Origin of the sequence: Algicella marina (assembly GCF_009931615.1) — a bacterium.
Classification (GTDB): domain Bacteria; phylum Pseudomonadota; class Alphaproteobacteria; order Rhodobacterales; family Rhodobacteraceae; genus Algicella; species Algicella marina.
Genome location: NZ_CP046620.1, coordinates 2,248,894 through 2,274,205, shown reverse-complemented (window position 1 = coordinate 2,274,205; position 25,312 = coordinate 2,248,894). Strand labels below are relative to the sequence as shown.

The window sequence follows — 25,312 nt, the reverse complement described above, 5'->3', positions numbered from 1 at the left end:
CCGTATAGAGCACATCCATGAAATCGCGTCTGCCCATCATTCTCATATGCCTCAATCTGGTAATCGACGCGATGGGTATCGGCCTCATTCTGCCGGTTATGCCCTTCTTGATCGAGGATTTGCACGGCGACGGGATATCCGACGCGGCGCTTTGGGGCGGGCTGCTGGCTTTTACCTATGCGGCGATGCAGTTCCTTTTCGGTCCACTGATGGGCAATCTGTCGGATATGGTAGGTCGGCGACCGGTGTTGATGCTGTCGCTTGCCGCCCTGGGTATTGACTACCTGCTGATGGCGGTTGCGCCCACGCTGGCGCTCTTGGTGGTGGCGAGGATCATTTCCGGTGTCGCCGGCGCCAGCTACGCCACGGCAAGTGCATACCTTGCGGATATATCCCCACCAGAGAAGCGTGCGGCCAATTTCGGACTGATCGGGGCGTCTTTCGGCATCGGATTCGTGATCGGTCCGCTGATCGGCGGGCTGCTTGGGGCCTTCGGCCCCCGCGCCCCGTTTGTCGCTGCCGGTGTACTGGCACTGGCCAACGCGATTCTGGCTTTCTATTTCCTGCCCGAAAGCCTGAAACCGGAAAATCGCCGACGGTTTTCCTGGCGCAAGGCCAATCCGTTCATGGCACTGGCCGACATGCGGCATGTGCCGCATGTCGGCGGCTTGATGCTCGTCAACTTCCTGATTGGGGTGGCATCCTGGGTCTATCCCGCGATCTGGAGCTACTACACGGTTTATGTATTCGATTTCTCGGCGACAATGGTCGGAATAAGCCTGACGATTTACGGGGTGGCGTTGGCACTGGTGCAGGGTGGTCTGATACGGCCGATTCTGCATTTGCTGGGTGAGGCCCGAACCGTGTGGCTGGGCCTGGGCGTGACGATTGCCGGCTTCTGCCTTCTGATTCTCGTACGGGACACTTGGATATTGTTCATGTTGATCCCTTTCCTGGCGATGGGGGATATCGTCGATCCGGCGCTGCAAGGATTGATGTCCAATCGCATGGGAGACGACGAACAGGGCGCATTGCAGGGCGTTCTGGCTGCGATCAACGGCGTGGCGACAATGATCGCGCCGCTGTTCTTTACCGGTATCTTCTGGTTGTTCACTAATGATGAGGCCATCCTACACATGCCCGGAATGCCGTTTGTTGCGGCTGCGGTGCTGACACTGCTGGCCTTCTGGCCTCTTACGCTGGTGATGCGCCAGATCCGGTGAAGGCACAGACTTGCAGAACTGGAATGTTGCGCTGCACAAAATGTTCTGACATAATACGGCGCAACCCAATCGAAAGGTTTGCGATATGATCATGCCCGGACCCGTCGACTACACCAAGCTTTGGCCTAGCAGCGATGAAACTGCGCTGGAATACTGGCTTTCCTTCTCGCCCATGGCTCCGTTTTTCGGGGTTCCGTGGCGTTTCTCCGAAGACAAGACAATGGTCGAGAAGAAGCTGAAGCAGGTCGTGGCGAAGGCAGTGCCTGCCGCCAACGCCGCAACGGCGGCCGCACCCGTGGCTGCAGCGAAACCGACAGCCGCAGCCGCAACGAAGCCTGAGGTGAAGCCCGCAGTGAAGAAAGCTGCAGCAAAGTCGGTGGAAGCGAAGCCGAAACCGGCAAGCATGGATGCGGCGCCAGCCAAGACGTCAGCGAAGCCCAAGGCAGCGAAACCTGTGGCAAAGCCAGCGGCAAGCCCGAAAACTGCGACCCCCGAAGTTTCGCGTGGCGCCGTCAAGCCGAAATCAGCTGCTCAGGAACCTGCCGCATCTTCGAAGCCGGCGGACCCGAAGCCAGCCGAAGCGCAAAAGCCACCGGCGAGCACCAAGCCGGACGACCTGACGAGGATCAAGGGGATAGGCCCGAAGATGGCGGAGGCACTGGCCGAAGAGGGTGTTACCCAGTTTGCGGAAATCGCGGCATGGAAACCGCAGGATGTCGCGCGGATGGATGCGAAGCTTGGCGGTTTGCCGGGCCGGATCGCGCGCGACAAATGGGTTGATCAGGCCAAGGGACTGGCGAGCTGACAGGCAGGGGGGCTGCCGGCAGTCGCCGGATTAACGAGTATGGGGGTAAGAAAAGCCCGCCGCATGGCCATGCGGCGGGCTTTTCCATTCAGTGGAACGATTATTGGGGCAGTTCGCCACTAATGCCTTCTACGTAGAAGTTCATACCCAGCAATGTTCCGTCATCGGCAGTCTCGCCCTCTGCAAGCCAGGCAGAACCGTCCTGCTTGTTGACCGGTCCGGTGAAGGAGTGCATCTCGCCGGCAGCGATCTTGTCGGCGATTTCCTGGGCGGAGGCCTGTACCTCGGCCGGGATCTTGTCGGAGAACTCGCCGATCTCGGTCATGCCGGGACCAATTCCGTCCCAGGTGTCCTTGCTTTCCCACGTACCGTCGATCACAGCCTGCGTGCGATCAATGTAATAGGGTGCCCAATTGTCGATGATCGAGGAAAGGCGGGCATTGGGTCCGAATTCCATCATGTCTGAGGCCTGACCAAAGGCATAGATGCCCTTTTCCTCGGCGATGGTCATGGCGGCGGGGCTGTCGGTGTGCTGCATGATCACGTCCGCACCCTGTTCGATCAGGGCGTTGGCGGCATCGGCTTCCTTGCCGGGGTCGAACCATGTGTTGACCCAGACAATCTTGAACTCGACGTCCGGGTTTACTTCCTTGGCCGCCAGGTAGGCAGAGTTGATGCCGCGCACGACTTCCGGGATCGGGAAGGAGGCGATGTAGCCGATTGTATTGGTTTCGGTCATGTGGCCTGCGATGTGGCCGAGCACGGTGCGGCCCTCGTAGAAACGGCCCGAATAGGTGGAGACGTTGTCGAGACGCTTGAAGCCGGTCGCGTGCTCGAACTTAACGTCCGGGAACTGCTCGGCGACCTTCAGCGTGGGATTCATATAGCCAAAGGAGGTGGTGAAGATCAGGTCGTGGCCTGCCTGCGCGAGCTGTCGAATGGCGCGCTCGGCGTCCGGGCCCTCGGGCACGGACTCAAGATAAGTCGTTTCAACCTGATCACCGAAATGCTCCTCGATGGCGAGACGGCCCTGATCATGCTCGTACGACCAGCCGAAATCGCCGATCGGGCCGACATATATGAAACCGACCTTCACCGGATCATCTTGGGCGAGACCAGCGCCTGCGGACAGCGCTGCTGCGGTAGTGGCGGCCAGAAGGGTTCTGCGGGAAATCATGTGTTTACCTCACTGTTGTTCGGAGCGGAGTTTTCCCCGCGACGACGGCCAGCGCAAGGGGGCGATTGTTCAAAGCCCCTGCCGCCACGCCGGTTTGCCCGGTTTTTGTGCTGGAAGTACGCATCGGAGGCCTGTGCAGCCGAGAATATCTCCTGCCACGAAAAACAGCATCTTCAGCCGGTGCGATGAAACACGCGGCCCAGTGAAGCCGGAGCGTTGATGTTGGCCCGTAGTTTGTCTGCTGACATAGCGACGAGAACGAGGATGGTGGCGATGTAGGGTGCCATATTGAGGTATTCCGTCGGGATCGACACCGGGTGCCGGATGGCGATGGAACCGGCAAGGAGAGTGGTGAACCAGAGACCGATCATCCAGGGCGAAGCGGGCGCACTGCTGCGAAAGCTGCGGACCGTCACGCTTACAGCTGCGAGGAAAAGTGCCAAAACGACGAGCCACAGTGGCGTGATATCTGCGATCTGCATGTTGAGCTGCAGGATTGTGACCCCGCCGAAAAGGTAGGCGCCCAGCATCACCCGCCACGTCCGCCACGTGCCGAAGACGACGATAGCGAGCGCGATCCAGCCGGACCCCGCTGTCATTCCTTCTGTCCACTGAGGGACGCGCACGAGCGAGAGATAAGCGCCGCCCATGCCGGCCATCGCCCCGCCAACTGCGATGGCGGTGAGTCTGATCAGTATGACATTGTAACCCAGTGCGTGGGCGGCATCATGATCCTCACCGACGGCGCGGAGGGTAAGACCTGTGCGCGTGAATGTGAGAAAAGCCCAGATAAGGGCTACGAGAACGAGGCCGAAATAGACCATCAGATTATGGTTGAAGAGCAGCGGTCCGACCACCGGAAGATCCGAAATGACAGCGAGATCAAGTTTCGGAAATGGTGGCGGCTTGACGCCGGAGAACGGTTGCCCGATCAGGGCGGCAAGGCCAAGGCCGAACATCGTCAATGCGAGGCCGGTGGCCACCTGATTGGCCAGCAAAACCTGCGTGAGAAAGCCGAATACCAAGGCAAGCGCAGCCCCGGCGATCGCGGCTGCCAAGACGCCGAGCAAAGGCGACCCGGTGGTGACTGCCGTTGCGAACCCGGCGATGGCACCGATGATCATCATTCCTTCCACGCCGAGGTTGAGAACGCCTGATTTCTCGGTGATCATTTCACCGACAGCGGCGAAGACCAGTGGCTGTGCGGCGGCGATGATGGAGGCGAACAGCAGCACCGGGCTGATATTGTTGGCAATGCCGAAGACCGCCAGGGCCAGCAGCGCGGCGAGGGTTACGATCAACTGGCTGTTGAGGCTCGGCAAGCGGCTCATGCGGTGGCTCCTGCGCCTGAACGGCGGAGCCGGAAGCGGGTGAAGATCTCGAAGGCGAGAAGGAAAAACAGCAGCATGCCCTGAAACACGGAGATTGCTGCCTTCGGGACTTGCAGCAAATACTGGGCTGTCTCGCCGCCGATGATCGTCAGCGCCAGAACGAGACTGGCAAGAATGATCCCGGCAGGGTGCAGGCGTCCGAGAAAGGCGACGATGATCGCAGTGAAGCCGTAGCCCGCCGGGAGCGAAGGAACCAATTGGCCGACCGGACCGGCCGCCTCGAACATCCCTGCCAGCCCGGCGAGCGCCCCGGAAATACCGAGACAAAGATAGACCATCCGGTTGGTGGACACGCCGGCAAAATGGGCGGCACGCGGTGCGGCGCCCATAAGCTTGATTTGGAACCCGAAGACATGCCTTTGAAGTACCAACCAACCAACGAGTGAAACAAGGAGTGCGATGACGATGCCGATATGGACGCGGGTACCCTGCAGAAGTATCGGCAGGGTGGCGCTATCGTGGAACTGGCGCGACTCGGGAAAATTGAAGCCGTCCGGGTCTCTCAGCGGACCTGAGACCAGGGCCGAGAGAAGCAAGGTCGCCACGTAAACCAGCATCAGCGAAACGAGGATTTCGTTGGCGTTGAAGCGAGTGCGCAGAAAAGCAGGTATCATCGCCCATGCGAATCCTCCGAGCATGCCGGCCACCGCCATCAGTGGCAGAACGAACCAGCCGTCGATTCCGTAGAAGGCCAGCCCGACGGCACCACCGCAAATTGCCCCCAGGATGAATTGCCCTTCTGCGCCGATATTCCAGACGTTGGCGCGATAGCCGAAAGAGAGACCCGTTGCGATCAGCGCCAGCGGTGCCGCCTTTACCAAGAGTTCGGACCGGGAATAGGCATCGAAAAGCGGATCGACGAAGATGATCTTGATTGCCTCGACCGGGTTCTTGCCGAGGAGCATGAAAAGAATGCCGCCAGCTATCATGGTCGCGACGATGGCCAGTACAGGGGTCAGCACCTGGCGCAATGGGCCGGCGGTTCGCGGCTCAAGCGTGAGCATGTTCAGCCTCCGTTCTGGGGCCGCCCATCAGCAGGCCGATCTCCTCATTTGTAAGGGAGCCGTTGCGCGCGGGGTCCGTCAGGGTGCCAAGGGCGATGACTGAAATCGTGTCGGAAATTTCGCGCAACTCGTCCAGATCCTGGCTGATGACAATGACGCCGGTCCCGGAAGCGGCAAGGTCACGCAGCGCGGTGCGGATGGTGGCGGCGGCATGAGCGTCGACGCCCCACGTCGGCTGATTGACGACCAGCACTCTCGGACGTTGAAGAATTTCGCGGCCGATGACAAACTTCTGCAGATTGCCACCGGACAGTGCGCGGGCATCGGTGGAAACGCTTGGCGTGCGGACATCGAAGCGTTTGATGATGGCACGGGCAAAATTGGCGGTGCTCTTGGGCTTGATGAAACCGTTCCAATCCAGCCGCTGGCGTTTTCGACCTGTCAGAAACGCGTTGTCGGCAAGGCTCATGGTGCCGGCAGCAGCATGGCCCAATCGTTCTTCGGGGGCCGTCAGCAGGCCCATCATCCGGCGCTGTGCGGGCGAATAATGGCCGATCTGATGTCCTTCGAACACGACCGAACTGCGTTGTGCCGTCGTCTCGCCGCTGATGGCCAGCATCAGTTCATCCTGACCGTTGCCTGCGACCCCGGCGATACCCAGAACCTCTCCTGCGCGGAGCTGAAGGTTGATGCCGCGAAGTGGCGTGCCAAACGGATCGGCTGTTGGTACTGACAGGTCACGCAACGTGAGCAATGTGTCGCCAGGCGTAAAGAGGCGCGGCAGAGGCCGGTCAAGTTCCATGCCGATCATCATCTCAGCAAGTTGGTGAGCGGTCTTCTCCGCGGGGGTGCATTCGCCGACCTTGCGGCCATTGCGCAGGATGGTGGCGGTGTCACAGAGGCTGCGAATCTCCTCCAGTTTGTGGGATATGTAGAGGATGCCCACGCCCTCGGAGCGCAGTTGCCGCAAGGTGCGAAAGAGTGTTGCCACCTCTTGTGGTGTCAGCACAGAGGTCGGTTCGTCCATGATCAGGATGCGAGGCGACTGGAGCAGGCAACGGACGATTTCGACCCTTTGACGCTCTCCTACTGACAATGTGCCGACGCGGCGTTCGGGATCGAGCGGCAGGCCGTAGGCGTTGGCGACGTCGCGGATGCGTTGTGCGAGATCGCGCCGCGGCGGTGGGTCCGTCATTCCCAGCGTGATGTTCTCAGCTACGGTGAGCGCATCGAACAGTGAGAAATGCTGAAAGACCATCGCTACGCCAGCGGCGCGGGCGGACTGCGGGTTGGACGGTTCAAAAAGGTTGCCGTCAATAAACATCTGGCCCATGTCCGGTTTGACAAGGCCGTAGATCGTCTTGACGAGGGTCGACTTTCCGGCCCCGTTCTCGCCCAGCAGAGCGTGGATTTCGCCGCGCTTGAGCGAGAAACTCACGGCGGAGTTGGCCTGCACGCCGGGGTAAGCCTTCGTCAGGCCGCGGATATCCAGAAGATCGCTCACGCAACATCACCCTTAGATGCCGGTACGGACTGTCCGGCACGCACGTCTTCAAGTAAGCGGAAGGCGACGCCGAGGGCAATGGCGGCCGGTTCCTTCCCGAGGGCACGGTGGCCGATGGGACATACCAGTGTGGCGGTTCGCGCCGAGGGCAGGCCCATTTCCGACAATCTTTTCATGAACCGTGCCTTTTTGGTAGCAGAACCGATCAGCCCGACGCTGGCGTGAGGGCGGGAGAGAAGCGCGTGGGTCAGGGCAAGGTCCAGCGCATGGGAATAGGTGAGAACGATGTGATGCGCATCAGCCGGAGCACGGTGGGTGGCATCCACAGGATTGGAGGCCAGAAGGGGCGCGACGTGGTCAGGAAGAGGGTCGGGGAAGCGCTGGCGATCATCGTCGATCCAGGTGATGTCGAACGGTAAACCCTCCAGCGCTCGGACGATGGCGCGGCCGACATGCCCGGCCCCCCATATCCAGACGGGCACAAGTGACATCGACGGCGGCTCGATGAACCATCCGCCCGCGACTGTCGGCAAGATCATCTCCCCCTGCCGTGATCTGGCGAGCAGGCGGGTAATCGCCAAGGGCTGAATGCTGCCGTCCACCGACCGCGCGAAAGCGGTGTCCGGTTCGGGCAGGTTGTTGGCGTCGAACCGTTCCAGCAGAAGCTCGACGCTGCCGCCGCAACATTGGCCGAGTGCCGGACCGAGTGGAACCCGGAGACTGCGACGTTGTCGTGACAGGTCGGCGAGCAGGGTGCGTGCATCGCTGATTGCCTGATGTTCCAGAGCCCCACCACCGATGGTTCCGTCCACAGCGGCGCGAGAGACGAGCATGGATGTGCCGACCTCTCTTGGCGTCGATCCCTTGTGGGCCATGATGACAATCCTCACGGCAGTGCCATTTGCGGCCACGAATTCCGCGAGCGTCGCCCTGTCAAAACTCATGGAAGTGCCTCGCTGGTTTGCCGATACAAAACTGCTTGGCTACTCGCGACAACGCATGTCCGCAGAAGGCGCCGTTTGATCGCCGCCATCAAATACCTGACGCCTGTCACCACTCCTCTCCCGTCCGGGCAGCTATGGTCCGAAGAATGCGCTCGGGTGTTGCCGGCGCATCGAGTGAAGGGTAGGGGCCTTCTGGTGCGCACTGTTCGATCGCGTGTGACAGGGCCATCAGGGCCGAGATGCCAAGCATTAGGGGCGGCTCGCCGACGGCCTTTGACCGGTAGATCGTCTCTTCGTTGTTCTGGGCGTCCCACAACGCGACGTTGAACACGCCGGGCCGGTCTGAGGCCGCAGGGATCTTGTAAGTGGAGGGCGCGTGGGTACGCAGCCCGCCTTTGTCGTCCCAGACGAGTTCTTCCATGGTCAGCCAGCCTGCACCCTGAACGTAGCCACCCTCAATCTGGCCAATGTCGAGAGCCGGATTCAGAGAGGTGCCGCAGTCATGCAGGATGTCGGTGCGAAGGATGCGGTTTTCGCCTGTCAGCGTGTCGATGGCCACCTCGGTCACTGCCGCACCGTAGGCAAAGTAGAAAAACGGTCGTCCTTGCCCCTTCAGACGATCCCAGTTGATCTTTGGCGTGGCATAGAAGCCGGTCGCAGACAGCGAAACCCGGTGCATGTAGGCGGCTTTGACAAGGTCGGCGAAGGCAACCACCTCCGATCCGATTTCCACACCATCTTCTGTGAACGAGATGGCAGATGCCGGTTGTTGCCAGTGTTGCGATGCGAATTCCACCAGCCGGTCCCTGATCGTTTCGCAGGCGGCCTTGCAGGCCATACCATTCAGGTCCGATCCGGAAGACGCTGCGGTTGCGGACGTGTTCGGCACCTTACCGGTATCGGTCGCCGTGATCTTCACTGCCTCGAGCGGTTGGCCAAAGACGGCGGCTGCAACCTGTCCGACCTTGGTGTTCAAGCCCTGGCCCATCTCCGTGCCGCCATGATTGAGATGGATCGAGCCGTCCGAATAGACATGCACCAGCGCCCCAGCCTGATTGAGGTGGGTCAGGGTGAAAGAGATGCCAAACTTGACGGGCGTCAGGGCAATGCCACGCTTGATGACGGGATTGCTATCGTTCGACAGCTCTATCGCAGCTTTGCGGGCCTCATAGCCGGACGTCTCAGCCAGGCGGTTGATCAGGGCCGGAGCGATGTTGTCCTCAACCACCTGACCGTAGTGCGTGGTGTTGCGCGGTGCCGCGCCGTAGAGGTTCCGGCGGCGCACCTCCAGCGGATCGAGCCGAAGCTCATGGGCTATGTGATCCATCACACGTTCGATTCCAACCATTCCCTGCGGGCCGCCGAAGCCGCGGAATGCAGTATTGCTTTGTGTGTTGGTGCGGAGGCGGTGGGAGGTGATCATAACGTTGGGCAGGAAGTAGGCGTTGTCGGCGTGCAGCATCGCGCGGTCGGCGACCGGTAGGGAAAGGTCGAGCGCCCAACCGCAGCGGATGTCGTGGATGAAGCTGACTGCCTGCAACGTTCCGTCGTCATCGAAACCCGCCTTGTAACGGATGCGCAGATCATGACGCTTGCCCGTGATGATGAAATCGTCATCGCGGTCATAGCGCATGGAGGTCGGGCGGCCGATATGACGGGCGGCCACGGCGCAGGCAACGGCCAGTGCATTGCCCTGGCTTTCCTTGCCGCCGAAGCCGCCACCCATGCGTCGGGTTTGCACGCGTACTGCAGCGAAGGGCAGGCCGAGAGCTTCGGCTACCTTGTGCTGGATCTCAGAAGGGTGCTGGGTGGATGCGTGAATGACGATGCCGTCTTCCTGCAGTTCGGCCGCAGCGGCCTGCCCTTCGAGGTAGAAATGCTCCTGTCCCCCGATTTCCATACTGCCTTCGATCTTGCGGGCAGAGTTGGAGAGTGCTGCCTCGGCATCGCCGCGACGATAGAAGAGGGGAGGCTCGAAAAAAGCTTCGGCCTTAAGGGCCTCGTCCAGTGTTAAAATCGGCTTCGCCTCGCGGTAGTCGATGCTGGCGAGACGGGCGGCCTTTCGGGCGGCGAGGTGGGACCTGGCAATTACGAGAAAGAGCGGCTGGCCGAGATAACGCACTTCACCAGGTGACAGAAGAGGTTCATCGCCGATTGAAGGGGAAACATCGTTCGCAAACGGCAGATCGGCGGCAGTAAGGACCGAAACGACGCCTTCTGCAGCCCGAACTTCGGCCAGATCCATGGCAGTGATGGTTCCAGCGGCAGTTTCCGAAAGGCCAAAAGCGAGATGGAGCGTGCCGCGTGGAAGAGGGATGTCGTCAGTGTAGCGCGCCTGACCGGTGACATGGAGCAAGGCACTGTCATGCGGAGTTGCCTTCTGAACGGCCATCACGCCGCCCCCCTGCGGGCAAGTCTCGTTTGCGTGCCGGCGCTGATCTCAAGGAAGGTCCGACGCAGCATGTTGCGAGCACACTGAAGGCGATAGTCGGCACTGGCCCGCATGTCGGACAAGGGCGTGAAGTCCTCGGCAAAGGCGGGCAGCGCGGCGGTGATGGTTGCTTCGGTGAAGGGCTGACCGACAAGGGCGGTCTCGACGGCATTGGCACGTCGGGGCGTTGCAGCCATGCCACCGAACGCAACGCGGGCAGCGGTAATTGTGTCCTCCACCACCGTTATGTTGAAGCAGCCGCAGACGGCGGAGATGTCCTGATCGAAACGTTTGGAAAGCTTGTGGCAGCGCAGGTTCTGCGCGTTCTCCGGCACGAAGATGCTTTCAACAAATTCACCGGGCTGCCGATCCTGTTTGCCGTATGCTACGAAAAAATCCTCCAATGGCATTTCGCGGCGGCTCTCGCCACGACGCAGGGTAAGCGTGGCACCCAGTGCGATAAGGGCCGGTGGCGCGTCGCCGATAGGTGATCCGTTGGCGATGTTGCCGCCGATGGTCGCGGCATTGCGGACTTGAACGGAGCCGTAGCGCCGCAGCAGTTCGGCGAGATCGGGGTAGAAGCCGGCAGCCCAGCCGCGCAGCCGGGCGATGGACACCCCGGCGCCGATCGTTGTGCCTGCCTCGGTTGTCTCGATGCGCTGGAGTTCGGCAAGTCGGTGGAGAAAGGCTGTCTGTGGCAACTCGCGCAAGGATTTCGTGACCCAAAGGCCGACATCGGTTGCACCGCCGACGAGCGTGGCGTCGGAGTGTTCGGCATACCAACTGGCAAAACTGTCGAGAGATGAGGGAATGAAAGCCCCGTTCAGAATGGTATCTTCCGTGATATCCAGAGCGACCAAGGCCTCCGCTTCGTTGAGTTCCCACTGGGGCCGAGGCTCGCTGGCTGCCGCCTCCGCTGCGCGCAAAATCGGAGCATAGCCGGTGCAGCGGCACAGGTTTCCCGCGAGTACGTCATCATGATCCTGCCGCCCGTCACGGTGGGCGGTATAGAGGGACATGACGATGCCGGGCGTGCAGAAGCCACATTGCGATCCGTGGTGATCGATCATCGCTTGCTGAACCGGATGGAGCGCGCCCTCGGGGCTGGCAATGCCTTCGACAGTGCGAACCGCGCGGCCGTGGAGCTGGGGCATGAAAAGAATGCAGGCGTTGACGGCACGATGGGCCAGGTGATCACCTTCGAGACTGGTGAGCGTGACCGTACATGCCCCGCAGTCGCCCTCGTTGCAGCCCTCCTTCGTACCGCAGAGATTGCGTTCCTCCCGTAGCCAGTCGAGCAAGGTCATCGTGGGCTGCGGGTCGGTAAGCGTGACGGGCAGGCCGTTGAGAAGGAAGCGGATTTCGCCCATTGGAGCCTCTTTGCGTGCGGTCGGGGCAAGTGCAGCCTATTCGGCCGGCTTTGGCAAGAGGTGGCGGAAGACGAATGCGGTGCCTGCCTGCCGTTCCTTGAAAAATTGCCCGTAGCGCAAGTCTTTTGGGCATCGCTGGAGAGGTCGGCGGACAATTTGACTTCAGACGGAGCCGATCATTTCGGGGATGCGGGCACGGTGCGGCTGAGGTAGCGTTCCGACCATGAGAAAAGCACCCCGATTCATCCACCTCCGCCTGCATTCGCCCTATTCGCTGCTGGAAGGCGCGGTGCCAGTCAAGAAGATTCCAGAACTCTGTGCAGCGGACGGGCAACCGGCCGTAGCGGTGACAGATACCGGTAACATGTTCGCGGCGCTCGAGTTTTCCGAAGCGGCAGCGGCGGTGGGTGTGCAACCGATCCTCGGGTGCCAGATGGATCTGGCGTATGCGCCACCATTGCGGCCGGGGGAACGTGGTGCGCCTCCGCGTGCCATTGTGCTGCTGGCACAGACCGATGAAGGTTATGGCAACCTGATGAAGCTGAATTCCTGCGCGTTTCTGGCCAGCGGGGATGAGGTGCCGCATCTGACGCTGGAGGAACTGGAGCGGCACTCGGACGGGGTGATTTGTCTTACGGGCGGGGCCGACGGGCCGGTGGGACAATTGCTGCGCGACGGTCAGAGGGACAAGGCGCAGAACCTGCTGCAGCGGCTGACGGCCATGTTTGAAGACAGGCTTTATGTTGAAATTCAGCGACATGGCGACGACGGTGGGCGGACTCCGGCGGAGACGGAGACCGAACCGGGCTTCGTGGAGATGGCCTATGCGATGGGTTTGCCACTCGTGGCGACCAACAATGTCTTCTTTCCCAAGCGAGATATGTATGACGCCCATGATGCGCTTATCTGCATCGCCGACGGCGCCTATGTGGATCAGAACGAGCCGCGGCGGCGGCTGACACCAGAGCACTGTTTCAAGACACAGGACGAGATGGTGCACCTGTTCGCGGATCTGCCGGAGGCCGTTGCGAACACGGTGGAGATTGCCCGACGCTGCGCGGTGCGGGCTCATAAACGCGACCCGATCCTGCCGAAGTTCGCCGATGACGAAGTTCAGGAATTGCGGCGGCAGTCCGTGGAGGGCCTTCGGGAACGGCTGGCCGTGATTCCGCATGCGGCGCCGGTGGAGGAGTACGAGAAACGGCTGGAATTCGAGCTGGGAATCATCGAGGGCATGGGCTTCCCCGGGTATTTCCTGATAGTCGCCGATTTCATAAAATGGGCCAAGGATCACGACATTCCCGTGGGACCGGGGCGCGGTTCCGGGGCTGGCTCCCTGGTGGCCTATGCGCTGACGATCACCGATCTCGACCCCTTGCGCTACAGCCTTCTGTTTGAACGATTTCTCAACCCCGAGCGCGTGTCGATGCCGGATTTCGACATCGACTTCTGCATGGACCGGCGCGAGGAAGTGATCACCTATGTTCAGGAAAAATATGGCCGGGACCGGGTGGCGCAGATCATCACATTCGGTGCGCTGCTATCCAAGGCAGCGGTGCGGGATGTCGGCCGGGTGTTGCAGATGCCCTATGGGCAGGTTGACCGATTGTCGAAAATGATACCGGTTGAAGGGGTCAAGCCCGTTTCCATCGAAAAGGCACTGGCTGACGAACCGCGGCTGCGCGAGGAAGCGAGCCGCGAAGAGGTCGTGGCGCGCATGCTCGACTACGCGCAGAAGGTGGAGGGCTTGTTGAGAAACGCCTCCACACACGCGGCCGGCGTTGTGATTGGTGACCGACCTCTCGACGAACTGGTGCCGCTGTACCAGGATCCGCGTTCGGATATGCCAGCGACGCAGTTCAACATGAAATGGGTCGAGCAGGCGGGGTTGGTAAAGTTCGACTTCCTCGGCCTCAAGACTCTGACGGTAATCCAGAATGCTTTAGATATTCTTAAGCAGAAGAACATCGACATCGATATCGGGGCGATCCCGCTGGACGATCAGGCGTCGTTCGACCTTTATGCCAGCGCGCAGACTGTGGCGGTGTTCCAGGTGGAAAGCTCTGGCATGCGCGATGCGCTGCGGCAGATGAAACCGGATTGCATCGAGGACATCATCGCTCTGGTGGCGCTCTACCGGCCGGGACCGATGGAGAACATCCCGAAATTTTGCAACGTGAAGAACGGCAAGGAAGAGCGTGACGAGCTGCATCCGCTGATTGACCCGATCCTTGATGAGACGCAGGGGATTATCGTTTATCAGGAACAGGTTATGGAGATCGCCCGGAAGATGGCCGGGTACTCGCTCGGCGGTGCCGACATGCTGCGGCGTGCGATGGGCAAGAAGATCCAGGCAGCGATGGACGCCGAGCGACCGAAGTTTCTCGCCGGGGCAGCCGAGAACGGTGTCGACGAGAAGAAGGCACTGGAAGTCTGGAACCTGCTCGACAAGTTTGCCAACTACGGGTTCAACAAGTCGCATGCCGCCGCCTATGCCGTCGTCAGCTACCAGACAGCATGGCTCAAGGCCAATCATCCGGTGGAGTTCATGGCGGCGGTGATGAACTGCGATCTCCACCTGACTGACAAACTAAACGTTTATAAACAGGAGGTTGACCGCCTGAAGATCGAAATGGTTCCACCTTGCGTGAACCGATCGGACGCCGTGTTTTCAGTGAAGGACGGAGCCATTCTCTATGCGCTGGGCGGGCTGAAAAACGTCGGTGTGGAGGCGATGCGGATGATCGTCACCGCACGGGAGGCAGGACCGTACCGCGACCTGTTCGACTTTGCCCGGCGGGTGGACCTGAAGCGCGTGGGCAAGCGACCGCTGGAGATGCTTGCGCGGGCCGGCGCTTTCGACGCATTGGACGGCAACCGGCGGAAGGTATTTGAGAGCCTCGATGCTTTGGTTGCGTTTTCAACAACTTGCCACGAGGAAAAAGCGTCCAGCCAGATTTCGATGTTTGGCGACGGCGGCGAGGATTTGCCTGCGCCCCGGCTGCCGATGCCGGAGGATTGGTTGCCGACCGAGCGGTTGGGACAGGAGCATCAAGCGGTGGGTTTCTACCTGTCCGGCCATCCTCTGGACGACTATCTTGGCGCGTTGAAGCGCCAGCGGGTATTGATGCTGGAGGATGTGGCCGCAAAGGCGCGGGGCGGCGCGGTGGCGGTGCGGATGGCAGGGTCTGTCTCTTCGAAACAGGAGCGGAAATCGGCGCGGGGTAACCGGTTTGCCTTCGTGCAACTGTCTGATCCGACTGGGCTTTATGAGGTAACGGTGTTCTCGGACACTTTGGAGGAGGCGCGTGACCTGCTGGAGCCGGGACAGAACGTGGTGCTGGCTGTCGAGGCGACCCTGGAGGGCGATCAGCTGAAATTGCTGGCCCGTGGTGTGCAGCCGGTGGACAACGCCGTCGCCGGGGCCGACCCGGCGGGGCTGAAGATTTTCGTCAACGATCCCAATGCCGTAGGCTCTGTCGCGACACGGCTGACGGAAGCCTCGAAAGGTGCTGGGCCGGCGCGGGGACCGGTAAACCTGATCCTGATCCACCCCGATCTGCCGGGCGATGTGGAGATCGCGCTGCCTGAGAAATATCCGGTGACGCCGCAGATCATGGGGGCGATCAAACATGTGCCCGGTGTGGCCCATGTGGAGGAATTCTGAAAGCTGGAATCGATATGGTTTTGGTATGGGTTCGGTATTGCGACCGGATTTGTCAGGAATAGGGGCTGCCGGCGACCGCGGTGATGCAGTGTGAAAGGGAGAATGCGGACATGGCTCAGGAGTTCGATACCGTGATCCGTTGGACGGGCAACCGTGGCGACGGGACGCGAAGCTACCGGGGTTATGACCGGACATGGGACATCGCGGCACCCGGCAAGCCGGTGATCCACTGCTCCAACGATCCGATGCTGGGCGGTGATCCGACGAAGATGAACCCCGAAGACCTGCTGCTATCGGCGCTGTCGGCCTGCCATATGCTCTGGTACCTGCACCTGGCCAGCGCGGCTGGCGTGGTGGTGACCGGGTATCAGGATCAGCCCGTGGGGCAGGGCGAGACGCTGGCGAGCGGCGCCGGACGATTCCTGTCGGCAGAATTGCGGCCAGAGATCGAGGTGGCAGCGGGAACCGATCTGGAAGAGGCCGCGGCCATTCACGGGCGAATCCACGAGGTCTGTTTCATCGCCCGCTCAGTCAATTTTCCCGTGACCTGTGCGCCCGTTTTCCGGCAAATTTGAGTATCAGCCCGGAATCACGACTTCCAGGCCGGTGAAGTTGCCATCGCGGGCGTAGATATACACGACCACTGGAACATTGCCGCGCAGGATGGCCTGTGCGGTGGTGGCAGGGATGCCGCCGCGGGCTGCGAACAGCGATTCCATGGCGGCACGGGAATCAGGCGCGAAGAACCAGAAATCCTTGGTGTCACCGGCTTGCAGGATATTGAAGCGGTGGACATTGGCCCTGTCCTGCCGCAGCACCTGCGCGGCGTTTTCCAGCCGGATGCCGGAAGAATTGACCAGATCCTGCGTGCCGATGAAGGCGTTGTAGCTGCCGACGCGGGCCTCCTGGGCGGTGGCGATGGAGGCGAGCGCGGAGAGGCAGAAGGCGATGGCGAGGCGTTTCATGGTATGGCTCCTGAAGGCTTTGCCTTCAAAGGTGCCATGGCTGGCAGATTCGGGGCAAGCGGGCAGCAGGTCAGGCACTGGCGGGCCTGTGCTCCGTTCTGGCATCAGCCGCTGTCTCCGCCTCTGTGAGATAGCGGCAAGTACGGCGGATTACTCTGCCATCCATCATCATGAAAGAGTGCAGGACCGGATAGGTGCTTCGCCTGCTCGGCGGTGCGGCGGCGAAGGCGCTGCGGACGGTGACGATGCCGTCGTTTGGCCCCGAGAGGCCGGAAACGGCGTTGAGCGCCGATGGTCCGGCAGTGCCTGCAATGGCGGCCACGTCCAGCCTCGTATCCGGAGTGGAGCCGCGTTCGAGATCGCGGAGGATCGGGCCGAGCAGCAATTCGAGCGCGTTGAACTTGCTGGCCAGTGGCGAGCCGAGATTGGGAGAGCCAAGCTGAACGATGCGGCCGCGCCGCGAAGGTTCGACCCTGCTCATCAGGTGCAGGGCGAGAAGACCGCCGAGCGAGTGGCCGACCATGTGAACGCGGCCGGTTTCGGGAATGTCCTCGACAAGCCGCGCCTCGATCTCGGCGAGCCGTCCGACGTTGGAGCGATACCAGATCGAACTGGTGGCGAAGCCTTCGGCTGCCAGCGCGCGTTCCATCGGCCAGAGGCTGATCGGGGTGCGGGCCATGCCGTGAAGGAGGAGGACGGTGGCTGGCATCAGTAGTGCGGCGGCGGCGCGTCCGAAAACGTGGCGCTGCCGTCCTGATCTGCGGCCGCGGCCTGGGCAAGCAGGAGATCGACGTGGCGGCGAAGGCGGGAAATCTCTTTTTCCTGTGCGCGGACGACGGAAGACATGTCCTCCAGCTCCGCCGTCAGATGGGCAATGGCCTCCTCAAGGCCGGTCAGGCGGGTTTCGGACATGGGACAACTCTCCTTCGTCAAGGAAATGGGCTATCGGCCGGGGAAAATAAAGGGGAAACGCGTGCGCGCACGGTGGCAATCACGGCAAAACGCCGCAATTGTGCCCTGAAGCACAGCCATTCACATGGCGTCATGTTTTCTGGAGACAGTGGGGGCGGGTTTGACGCTCGACAGAAGACGAGAGGGTGCGTAGACGGTATGGGGCGGATTGGGTTCGACATGGATTTGGATCAGAGAGAGTTGCGCAACGCGCTCGGCTGTTTTGCAACCGGTGTGACGGTTGTGACGACGATGGCGGAGACCGGACCTCTGGGAATGACGGCCAACAGCTTTGCTTCCGTCTCCCTCTCGCCGCCGCTTGTGCTTTGGTCCCCGGCGCGACATTCGGCCCGGTTTCCGGCGTTCGAGGCGGCTTCACATTTCGCGATTCACATACTGGCGGAGGACCAGCAGGGGCTGTCTGAACGGTTTGCGCGGGACGGGCTGAACTTTGACGGGCTGGAGACGGTGCCGGGCTTGGGCGGTTCGCCCTTGTTGCCGGATTGCGCGGCCCGGTTCGAGTGTGCTCATTCCGCCGGGCATGACGGTGGCGACCATCTGATCGTGGTGGGCGAGGTGCTGCGGATGGAATGCAGCGACAAGGCACCGCTGGTGTTCCACAGGGGCGCTTACGCTTCCCTCGGCTGATGGGGTGGGTTCTGCACCTTGGCGGCTATCCCGGTGTCGGAAAGCTGACAGTGGCGCGGGCGTTGGCGGCTCGAACGGGGGCGAGGCTCCTCGACAATCAGACATTGCTGAATCCGGCGAGCGCACTCTTCGATCGCGGGGACGCGGCGCATGCGCGGCTGCGGCGGACCGTGCGCGACGCGGTGTTCGCTGCGGCTGGCGAGATGGGCAGCGAGACGCGGTTGATCCTGACGGATGCACTTTCGGAGGAGCAGGAGGCGTTATTTGCCGATGTGGCGGCGCTGGCGGCCCGGCTGGGGGTGCCGTTGCACGCCGGCATTCTGGAGGTGGGGCGGGCGGAACATGCGATAAGGGTGGCGGCGGCGGAGCGAAAGGGGTTGCGCAAACTTACGGATGCGGCCATTGCGCTGCACCTGCGCGAGACGGTGGCGCTGCTGGTGCCGCAGGGGGCAAGGCGGTTTGACGGCGAAGGCAGGAGCCCCGACACGGTGGCCGGGGAGATTGCCGGAGCGTTCGATCTGGGCTGACGCGGGTTCAGCCCTTGTAGAAGATGTTGCCGCCGAAATTGCCGGTGCGCAGCAAGGTGCCGAACCAGCCGGGCGCCATGCGGGCGGCGTGGAAATATACGGCACCCTTAGTCACGTCCACTTCCGGGTGCTCCAGCGCTTCGCGGGCGACCTCGGTCGCATTGCTGTACTTGATCTTGTCGGCAAAGACTTCCGGGCGACCGTCGCAGCGGTAGGAGAACTGGCAGCGGTCATGCACGACGCCGCAGATCGTGTTGGGAAAACGCGGGTCGCGCTTGCGGTTCTTGATGACGTCGGCGACGGCATGCTGGCCGGTTTCGTTGGTGGCGGAGGCCTCGAAGTAGATCGCCTCCCGCAGGCATTCGAATGCGCTGTCTTCGTAGATTTCGCTGGACGTTGCCCCGCGGGAAATTTCGGGGACTTCGGTCTCTGCGGTGCAGGCGGCGAGAAGTGCGAGGATGCAGGCGGAGGCAGCGATTTTTGCGGAAATCATTCGGGAACCGGTCGATTGTTGAAACTGGCAGGAGAGAAACGCGATTTTCGGCAATCTGGCAAGCTTTCGGATTGTCGCAGCGGCGGATGTTTGCCGACGGGCGGGATGCGGGGCGTGACTTGCCGCGGGTGCGGCGGTGCGCTAGGAGACGCAGCGACGTGACCGGGGAGCCAGGAAATGGCGAAGAAGAAGACCAAGGTGAACCGCCCGAAGGCGATACAGCCGCGGGGATTCCGCGACTATTTCGGCGTGGAAGTGACGGAGCGGGCAGAGATGCTCTCTGCCATTACCGAGGTTTATCATCGCTACGGGTTCGACGCGCTGGAGACGAGTGCTGTGGAGACGGTCGAGGCGCTGGGGTCATTCCTGCCCGACGTGGACCGGCCGAACGCGGGCGTGTTCGCGTGGCAGGACGAGGACGAGGCGTGGATGGCGCTGCGCTATGACATGACGGCGCCGCTGGCGCGGGTTTATGCGCAGTATCGCAACGACCTGCCGACGCCCTATCGCCGCTACACGGTCGGCCCTGTCTGGCGCAACGAAAAGCCGGGGCCGGGGCGGTTCCGCCAGTTCTATCAGTGCGACGCGGATACGGTGGGCACGGCGAGCATGGCGGCGGATGCCGAGATATGCGCGATGCTGGCCGATACGCTGGAAGCCGTGGGGATCGACCGGGGCGATTATATCGTTCGGCTGAACAGCCGCGAGGTACTGAACGGCGTGATGGAAGCGGCGGGCGTACTGAACCCGGACGACCCGGACGCCCATGCCGAAGAGCGCGGCATCGTGATGCGCGCAATTGATAAGCTCGACCGGTTGGGGCCGGGCGGAGTGCGGGCGCTTCTTGGCGCAGGCCGCAAGGACGAGAGCGGCGATTTCACCGACGGCGCGGGCCTGAGCGATGCGCAGGCCGATCTGGTGATGGGCTTCATGGAGGCGCGGGGCGCCGATGCGGCGGCGACGATTGCAGCACTGCGCGGGCTTGTCGGTGGCAGCGCATCGGGGGCACGCGGCGTCGACGGGCTGGAGGAGATCGCGGCGCTGCTGGATGCGCAGGGCTACGGGCCGGATCGCATTCTGGTCGATCCCTCGGTCGTGCGCGGGCTCGGCTATTACACCGGGCCCGTCTACGAGGCGGAGCTGACCTTCGAGATCGAGGACGAGAAGGGGCGCAAGCAGCAGTTCGGCTCCGTCGCGGGCGGCGGGCGCTACGATGATCTTGTGAAGCGGTTCACCGGCCAGGAAGTACCGGCGACGGGCGTTTCCATTGGGGTGGATCGGCTGCTGGCGGCGCTCCGGGCCAAGGGGCGGATCGGCGGCACTTCGGTGGGCCCGGTGGTGGTGACGGTGATGGACCGCGACCGGATGGGCGACTATCAGGCGATGGTGGCGGAACTGCGGAACGCGGGTATCCGGGCGGAGGTGTATCTCGGCAACCCGAAGAACTTCGGCAACCAACTGAAGTACGCAGATGCGCGGGGATGCCCGGTGGCGGTGATCGAGGGCTCCGACGAGAAGGCGCGGGGCGTTGTGCAGATCAAGGATCTGGCGCTCGGCGCGCGGCTTGCTGCCGACATGGAAACGCACGAGGACTGGAAGGCCCAGCCGGCCCAGATGGAGATCGCGCGAAGCGACCTGGTGGCGCAGGTGCAGGCTATGATCGCGCGGGCGGAAGGCTGATGTCGCTGGCAGGGGAGGCATTGGCCGCGCTGGAGGCGGAGACCTCCCGCTTGCTGGCGGCCTTCGTCGAAGCCGGGGCGGAGCGGGTTTCGCCTGCCGTATTGCAACCTGCGGAAACCCTGCTGGACCTCTACGGGGAGGATATCCGCGCCCGGGCGTTCGTGGTGAGGGACGGGCTGACGGAGGCCATGCTGCGGCCGGATTTCACGGTGCCGGTTGTGCAGCGTCACATGGCGGAGGGCGCGGAGCCGGCCCGTTACTGCTATGCCGGGCCGGTGTGGCGGCGTCAGTCGGCGGGGTCGGACCGGCCGACTGAGTACCATCAGGCCGGGTTCGAACTGTTCGATGGTTCCGACCGCGCGGCGGCGGATGCGGAGGTGTTCAGCCTGATCGCGGGACTGATGCAGGATCTGCCGGTTTCGGTTTCCACAGGCGATACCGGGCTTTTGCGGGCAGTTGTAGCCGGACTGGATACATCCGATGCCCGCAAGGCGGCGCTGATGCGGCATATCTGGCGGCCGGCGCGGTTCGCGCGGCTGGTACAGCGGTTCAGCCGACCGGGGGCGGCCAAGGCGGAACTTATCGCGGCGGCGGAGCGCGGCGAGGCGGCAGCTATGATCGATGCGTCGGGCAAGGCCGTGGGTCTGCGGAGCAAAGCCGAAGTGTTGGAGCGCGTGGCGAGACTGGTTGATGATGCCGGGGTAGCGCCGCTGAAGGACAGTGATGTGAAACTGATGGACACGGTGCTGGGCCTGAAGGGCAGTGTCGCCTCTGCCTTCGGCGTACTGGAAGGATTGGTGGCGCAGGCACCGGCTCTGGCCCCTGCGGTGACGCGGTTCGGCAAACGGGTTTCGGCACTGGCGGCGCGGGGTGTCGATGTGGAGAAGCTGGCCTTTGAAGGCACGTTCGGGCGGACGACGCTGGAATATTATGACGGATTTGTCTTCGGCTTTTTCGATCCGACGCGTGGCGACGGACCTTCGCTGGCCTCCGGCGGGCGCTATGATGCATTGACGGCGGCCTTGGGGCGCGGCCGGGCCATTCCGGCCGTTGGAGGTATCATCCGCCCCGAACTGGTACTGGCGCTGCGTGAGGGTGTGGGCCGATGCTGAAACTAGGTGTCCCTTCCAAGGGCCGGTTGCAGGCCGATACCTTTGCATGGTTCGCGGAGCGCGGCATCAGGCTGGAAAGAACAGGCGACGGCCGGGAGTATGCAGGCCGGGTGAAAGGTGTCGATGGTGTGGAACTGGTGCTGCTGTCGGCGGGTGAAATTCCGCGGGAACTGGCGGCCGGGCGCATCCATCTGGGCGTAACGGGCCTCGATCTTGTAGCCGAGTATCTCTCTGCCGCCGACGGGGTGACAGAGGTGGCGCGGATGGGGTTTGGCCATGCCGACCTGATCGTGGCAGTGCCGAAGATGTGGATTGATGTCGACACGATGGACGACCTCGACGCCGCGGCGTCGGCCTTCCGGCAAGTGCATGGGCACAGGCTGCGCGTGGCGACGAAGTATCACCGGCTGGTGCGAACCTTCTTTCGCGACCAGGGCGTTGCGGATTATCAGTTGGTGGACAGCCAGGGTGCGACGGAGGGAACGGTGAAGAACCGAACCGCCGAGGCCGTGGCAGATATCACATCCACCGGCAGCACGCTTGAGGCAAACCATCTCAAGGTACTGCGCGATGGCATGATCCTGGCGTCGCAGGCGACATTGTTCGCTGCAGACAGACGCCGCTGGTCGACAGAAGAGGCCGAGACGTTCACGAAACTCGAAAGGTCAATTGCACGGAGTTGAAGGCAGTGGGGGTTGCCGGAAGGATAGAAGAGGTGCGTCGCTGCACGACGGGGTGGCGACGACAGGGGCTGCGGACGGCGCTGGTACCGCTGACCGGGGGGCTGCACGACGGCCATCTTTCAATGGTACGCATTGCGAAGGCCCGGGCGGACCGGGTGGTCGTGGCGTTGCTAAACAACACCGGCCGACTGTGCCACGATGGAGAGTATACGGTTTCTGCCCGTCAGCTGTCTGCCGATATCGAAAAGCTGGAGGATGCCGCAGTCGATCTGCTTTTCCTGCCGGCCGAGGAGGAGTTCCATCCGCAGGGCAGCGCAACGCGCGTGGCCGTGGATGTCCTGACGGACCTGATGTGTGGCAGCAACCGGCCGGGCTACTTCGATGATGTGACGCTGGCGGTAACGAAGGTGCTGAACATCGTACCGTCAGACTATGCGCTGTTTGGCGAGAAGGATTGGCAGTGCACGCAGATCATGCGGCGTCTGGTGCGCGATCTGCATATCGACACGGAAATCCTGACCTGTCCGACGGTGCGGGAGGCCGACGGGCTGGCGATGTCCTCCCGGAATGCGAGGATGGACCGGGAGGCCCGACAGGTGGCGCGGTCGCTCTATGCGGCGCTGAAACTGGTGGCGGACGAGATTGCGAACGGCGTACCTACGGAGCTTTCCTGCGCGCGGGCGGAGGACGGGTTGATAGCATCGGGTTTCGATGCCGTCGACTATCTGGAATGCCGGGACGGCGAGAGCCTGCGCATGGCGATGGCGCCGTTCGGGCGGGCACGGGTGTTCGGGGCCGCCCGAATCGGCGATGTGCGGTTGATCGACAATGTCGAGGTGCCTGTCTGAGCGCTGCCAGGCTATTGCCGTGCCAGGACGGCCGCGCGGCGGGCAAGACTATCCTCCGACCAGTGGGCCTTGCGATCGTAGTATTGCGGCATGACGGGTACCGACGGAGGCAGGATGACCCACGGTTGCTTGCTTTCGGTGAAGATGTGGATGTCGGGCGGGTAGCCGTCTGGCTCGTCAAGCGTGCCGGTGCGCAGGAACAGGAACTTCGGACCGGCGCCGGAGTAGACGCTCCAGACCGCGACCTTGCAGGTGGGGCAGCGAGTGATCCGTTGGCCCGAGCCGCTCTCGGTGGGCGTCATGATCACGTCTGGCCGACCGCGGATGAGCGCGACTTCGTCGGCGATCATCAAGGCATTGATGACAAAGGCGGAGCCGGTTTCGCGCTGGCACCAACGACAGTGGCAACAGTGGACGAAAAGTGGCGGCGCGGTGAGTTGATACCGGATTTCGCCGCAGGTGCAGTGGCCGTGCATGAATGCGCCCCCCTTTCAACGCTGACGTTCGGGCGCTGTGCCGGCGTTGTCAACGGTCGTCCGCGCACGCCTCTTCGGTCTCCCGGCCTTCAACGATGCGCGGCATGTTGATCTCGATCCAATCGGCGAGGGCGCGGACCCTGACCGCCAGTTCCTGCCCGAGCGGTGTCAGGGAATATTCCACGTGGGGCGGCACTACGGGGCGCGAGACGCGGCGAACGAAACCGTCGCCTTCCAGCGCCTGAAGTGACTGGGACAGCATGCGTTCGCTGACGCCGCCGATCTTGCGGCGCAGGGCGCTGAACCGGTGCGTGCCGGTGGCCAGCACGATGAGAATCAGCACGCCCCAACGGCTGGTGACGTGGCGCATGACCTCTCTCGACGGACAGGCGGCGGAAAGCAGTTCGCCGCGCAGGACGATTTCGGACAGAGGTTCGGATTTCTTTTGTGACATTTGCAATTTCTCAAAACTAACATTTCTGTGCGTACTTACGGAAAGTAACTGAAAGCTTTAGGTGCACTGCCGGAGACGATAAATCAAGGAGGTTCTCATGATTGCGGTGACAGGTGCGACCGGCCAGCTTGGCCGATTGGTGATCGAGGCGCTTTTGCGTACGGAGGCGCCGGGAAGTGTCGCGGCGCTGGTGCGCAGCACGGACAAGGCTGCGGATCTGTCGGCGCTGGGTGTTGTGGTGCGTTCGGCGGATTACGACAAACCGGAGACTCTGGGCCCCGCACTTGAAGGCGTCGACAGGCTGCTGCTGATTTCCTCCAGCGAGGTCGGCAAGCGGGCGGAACAGCACAAGGCCGTGATCGCGGCGGCGAAGGCCGCCGGTGTCGGTCTGGTGGCCTATACCTCGATCCTGCGTGCCGATACCTCGCCGATGGCGCTGGCCGAAGAGCACAACCAGACGGAGGCGGCGCTGGCCAGCGCGGGCGTTCGGCATGTGGTGTTGCGGAACGGCTGGTACACGGAGAATTACGCCGGTGGCATCAGCGCCGCGCCAGAGCATGGCGCGATGATCGGCAGCGCCGGTGAGGGGCGGATTGCCGCGGCGTCGCGACGTGACTACGCGGAGGCCGCGGCCGCGGTGCTGGTGAGTGCGGAGGATCAGGCGGGAAAGGTTTACGAACTGGCGGGTGACGATGCGTTCACGATGGCGGAACTTGCTGCCGAAGTCGCGCGTCAGTCGGGCAAGCCGGTTGTCTATAACGACCTGCCTGAAGCGGCCTACAAGGAAGCGCTGGTCGGAATGGGGCTGCCGGACGGCCTCGCTGCCATTCTTGCCGACAGCGATGCAAAGGCGGCTGAAGGCGCGTTGTTCGATGACGGCAGGGCACTGTCGGCGCTGATCGGGCGGCCGACGACGCCGGTGGCGAAAATCGTAGCCGATATTCTGCGCGGCTGAGCCG

Annotated in this window: 24 protein-coding genes; 11 read left to right on the top strand and 13 right to left on the bottom strand. The window is 62.4% G+C overall.

The features are described from left to right. Window positions 1-17 precede the first annotated feature (17 nt). Window positions 18-1,223 carry a TCR/Tet family MFS transporter gene (locus GO499_RS11260; protein WP_161862274.1) on the top strand — a complete coding sequence of 402 codons (1,206 nt, stop codon included), beginning with the start codon at window positions 18-20 and terminating at the stop codon, window positions 1,221-1,223. A 91-nt stretch (window positions 1,224-1,314) separates the two neighbouring features. Beyond that, entirely contained in the window at window positions 1,315-2,028 is a 714-nt protein-coding gene (locus GO499_RS11255; protein WP_161862273.1) for a helix-hairpin-helix domain-containing protein, read from the top strand. A gap of 100 nt (window positions 2,029-2,128) precedes the next feature. Here the strand turns inward: GO499_RS11255 and GO499_RS11250 are convergent, their stop codons facing one another. The 7 genes from GO499_RS11250 to xdhA all read right to left on the bottom strand — a co-directional run bounded on the left by GO499_RS11250 (window position 2,129) and on the right by xdhA (window position 11,849). Then, complete coding sequence (locus tag GO499_RS11250) at window positions 2,129-3,205, bottom strand: BMP family ABC transporter substrate-binding protein (RefSeq protein ID WP_161862272.1); 1,077 nt, start codon at window positions 3,203-3,205, stop codon at window positions 2,129-2,131. Between the two features lie 173 nt (window positions 3,206-3,378). Beyond that, a complete protein-coding gene (locus tag GO499_RS11245; RefSeq protein WP_431309898.1) occupies window positions 3,379-4,461 on the bottom strand; it encodes an ABC transporter permease in 1,083 nt (360 codons plus the stop codon). Between the two features lie 71 nt (window positions 4,462-4,532). After that, complete coding sequence (locus GO499_RS11240; RefSeq protein WP_161862270.1) at window positions 4,533-5,600, bottom strand: ABC transporter permease; 1,068 nt, start codon at window positions 5,598-5,600, stop codon at window positions 4,533-4,535. Then, window positions 5,587-7,104, bottom strand: a complete 1,518-nt coding sequence (locus GO499_RS11235; protein ID WP_161862269.1) for an ABC transporter ATP-binding protein — start codon at window positions 7,102-7,104, stop codon at window positions 5,587-5,589. Before GO499_RS11235 ends, GO499_RS11240 begins: the two co-directional genes overlap by 14 nt. Further along, a complete protein-coding gene (xdhC, locus tag GO499_RS11230) occupies window positions 7,101-8,048 on the bottom strand; it encodes a xanthine dehydrogenase accessory protein XdhC (protein WP_161862268.1) in 948 nt (315 codons plus the stop codon). Before xdhC ends, GO499_RS11235 begins: the two co-directional genes overlap by 4 nt. Before the next feature lie 106 nt (window positions 8,049-8,154). After that, window positions 8,155-10,440 carry a xanthine dehydrogenase molybdopterin binding subunit gene (xdhB, locus tag GO499_RS11225; protein WP_161862267.1) on the bottom strand — a complete coding sequence of 762 codons (2,286 nt, stop codon included), beginning with the start codon at window positions 10,438-10,440 and terminating at the stop codon, window positions 8,155-8,157. Next, window positions 10,440-11,849 carry a xanthine dehydrogenase small subunit gene (gene xdhA / locus GO499_RS11220; protein ID WP_161862266.1) on the bottom strand — a complete coding sequence of 470 codons (1,410 nt, stop codon included), beginning with the start codon at window positions 11,847-11,849 and terminating at the stop codon, window positions 10,440-10,442. The genes xdhB and xdhA overlap by 1 nt, the downstream gene beginning before the upstream one ends. A gap of 223 nt (window positions 11,850-12,072) precedes the next feature. Here xdhA and dnaE point away from each other — a divergent pair, with 223 nt between their 5' ends. Together dnaE and GO499_RS11210 are read left to right on the top strand one after the other, a co-directional pair. Continuing rightward, a complete protein-coding gene (gene dnaE, locus GO499_RS11215; RefSeq protein ID WP_161862265.1) occupies window positions 12,073-15,516 on the top strand; it encodes a DNA polymerase III subunit alpha in 3,444 nt (1,147 codons plus the stop codon). A 110-nt stretch (window positions 15,517-15,626) separates the two neighbouring features. Beyond that, complete coding sequence (locus GO499_RS11210) at window positions 15,627-16,091, top strand: OsmC family protein (protein ID WP_161862264.1); 465 nt, start codon at window positions 15,627-15,629, stop codon at window positions 16,089-16,091. Between the two features lie 3 nt (window positions 16,092-16,094). On the opposite strand, the gene GO499_RS11205 is transcribed toward GO499_RS11210, so the two are convergent. The 3 genes from GO499_RS11205 to GO499_RS11195 all read right to left on the bottom strand — a co-directional run bounded on the left by GO499_RS11205 (window position 16,095) and on the right by GO499_RS11195 (window position 17,393). After that, window positions 16,095-16,481: a hypothetical protein gene (locus tag GO499_RS11205; RefSeq protein WP_161862263.1), complete on the bottom strand. Its 387-nt coding sequence runs from the start codon at window positions 16,479-16,481 to the stop codon at window positions 16,095-16,097. Window positions 16,482-16,551: 70 nt separating this feature from the next. Further along, complete coding sequence (locus GO499_RS11200; RefSeq protein ID WP_161862262.1) at window positions 16,552-17,190, bottom strand: esterase/lipase family protein; 639 nt, start codon at window positions 17,188-17,190, stop codon at window positions 16,552-16,554. Next, on the bottom strand, window positions 17,190-17,393 hold the full coding sequence (locus GO499_RS11195; RefSeq protein WP_161862261.1) for a SlyX family protein: 204 nt from the start codon (window positions 17,391-17,393) through the stop codon (window positions 17,190-17,192). The genes GO499_RS11200 and GO499_RS11195 overlap by 1 nt, the downstream gene beginning before the upstream one ends. 219 nt (window positions 17,394-17,612) lie before the next feature. Here GO499_RS11195 and GO499_RS11190 point away from each other — a divergent pair, with 219 nt between their 5' ends. Beyond that, window positions 17,613-18,080, top strand: a complete 468-nt coding sequence (locus tag GO499_RS11190) for a flavin reductase family protein (protein ID WP_284154696.1) — start codon at window positions 17,613-17,615, stop codon at window positions 18,078-18,080. Further along, window positions 18,080-18,607 carry an AAA family ATPase gene (locus GO499_RS11185; RefSeq protein WP_161862259.1) on the top strand — a complete coding sequence of 176 codons (528 nt, stop codon included), beginning with the start codon at window positions 18,080-18,082 and terminating at the stop codon, window positions 18,605-18,607. Before GO499_RS11190 ends, GO499_RS11185 begins: the two co-directional genes overlap by 1 nt. Before the next feature lie 7 nt (window positions 18,608-18,614). Here GO499_RS11185 and GO499_RS11180 read toward each other — a convergent pair whose 3' ends face one another. Next, window positions 18,615-19,100 (bottom strand): cell wall hydrolase, encoded by a 486-nt coding sequence (locus GO499_RS11180; protein ID WP_161862258.1) that lies wholly within the window; start codon window positions 19,098-19,100, stop codon window positions 18,615-18,617. A 177-nt stretch (window positions 19,101-19,277) separates the two neighbouring features. Between GO499_RS11180 and hisS the strand changes: the two genes are divergently transcribed. Genes hisS through GO499_RS11160 form a run of 4 tightly spaced genes read left to right on the top strand, consistent with a single transcriptional unit; the run spans window position 19,278 to window position 23,423 of the window. Continuing rightward, window positions 19,278-20,780, top strand: a complete 1,503-nt coding sequence (gene hisS / locus GO499_RS11175; RefSeq protein WP_161862257.1) for a histidine--tRNA ligase — start codon at window positions 19,278-19,280, stop codon at window positions 20,778-20,780. Further along, a complete protein-coding gene (locus tag GO499_RS11170) occupies window positions 20,780-21,892 on the top strand; it encodes an ATP phosphoribosyltransferase regulatory subunit (RefSeq protein WP_161862256.1) in 1,113 nt (370 codons plus the stop codon). Before hisS ends, GO499_RS11170 begins: the two co-directional genes overlap by 1 nt. Next, entirely contained in the window at window positions 21,886-22,575 is a 690-nt protein-coding gene (hisG, locus tag GO499_RS11165; RefSeq protein WP_161862255.1) for an ATP phosphoribosyltransferase, read from the top strand. The genes GO499_RS11170 and hisG overlap by 7 nt, the downstream gene beginning before the upstream one ends. Window positions 22,576-22,607: 32 nt before the next feature. Then, on the top strand, window positions 22,608-23,423 hold the full coding sequence (locus GO499_RS11160) for a 4-phosphopantoate--beta-alanine ligase (protein WP_161862254.1): 816 nt from the start codon (window positions 22,608-22,610) through the stop codon (window positions 23,421-23,423). An 11-nt stretch (window positions 23,424-23,434) separates the two neighbouring features. Here the strand turns inward: GO499_RS11160 and GO499_RS11155 are convergent, their stop codons facing one another. After that, on the bottom strand, window positions 23,435-23,899 hold the full coding sequence (locus tag GO499_RS11155) for a GFA family protein (RefSeq protein WP_161862253.1): 465 nt from the start codon (window positions 23,897-23,899) through the stop codon (window positions 23,435-23,437). Between the two features lie 49 nt (window positions 23,900-23,948). Then, window positions 23,949-24,353 (bottom strand): winged helix-turn-helix transcriptional regulator, encoded by a 405-nt coding sequence (locus GO499_RS11150; protein WP_161862252.1) that lies wholly within the window; start codon window positions 24,351-24,353, stop codon window positions 23,949-23,951. 97 nt (window positions 24,354-24,450) lie between these two features. On the opposite strand from GO499_RS11150, the gene GO499_RS11145 reads away from it, so the two are divergent. Continuing rightward, window positions 24,451-25,308, top strand: coding sequence for an SDR family oxidoreductase (locus tag GO499_RS11145; protein WP_161862251.1), 858 nt, complete (start codon window positions 24,451-24,453; stop codon window positions 25,306-25,308). Window positions 25,309-25,312: the final 4 nt, after the last annotated feature.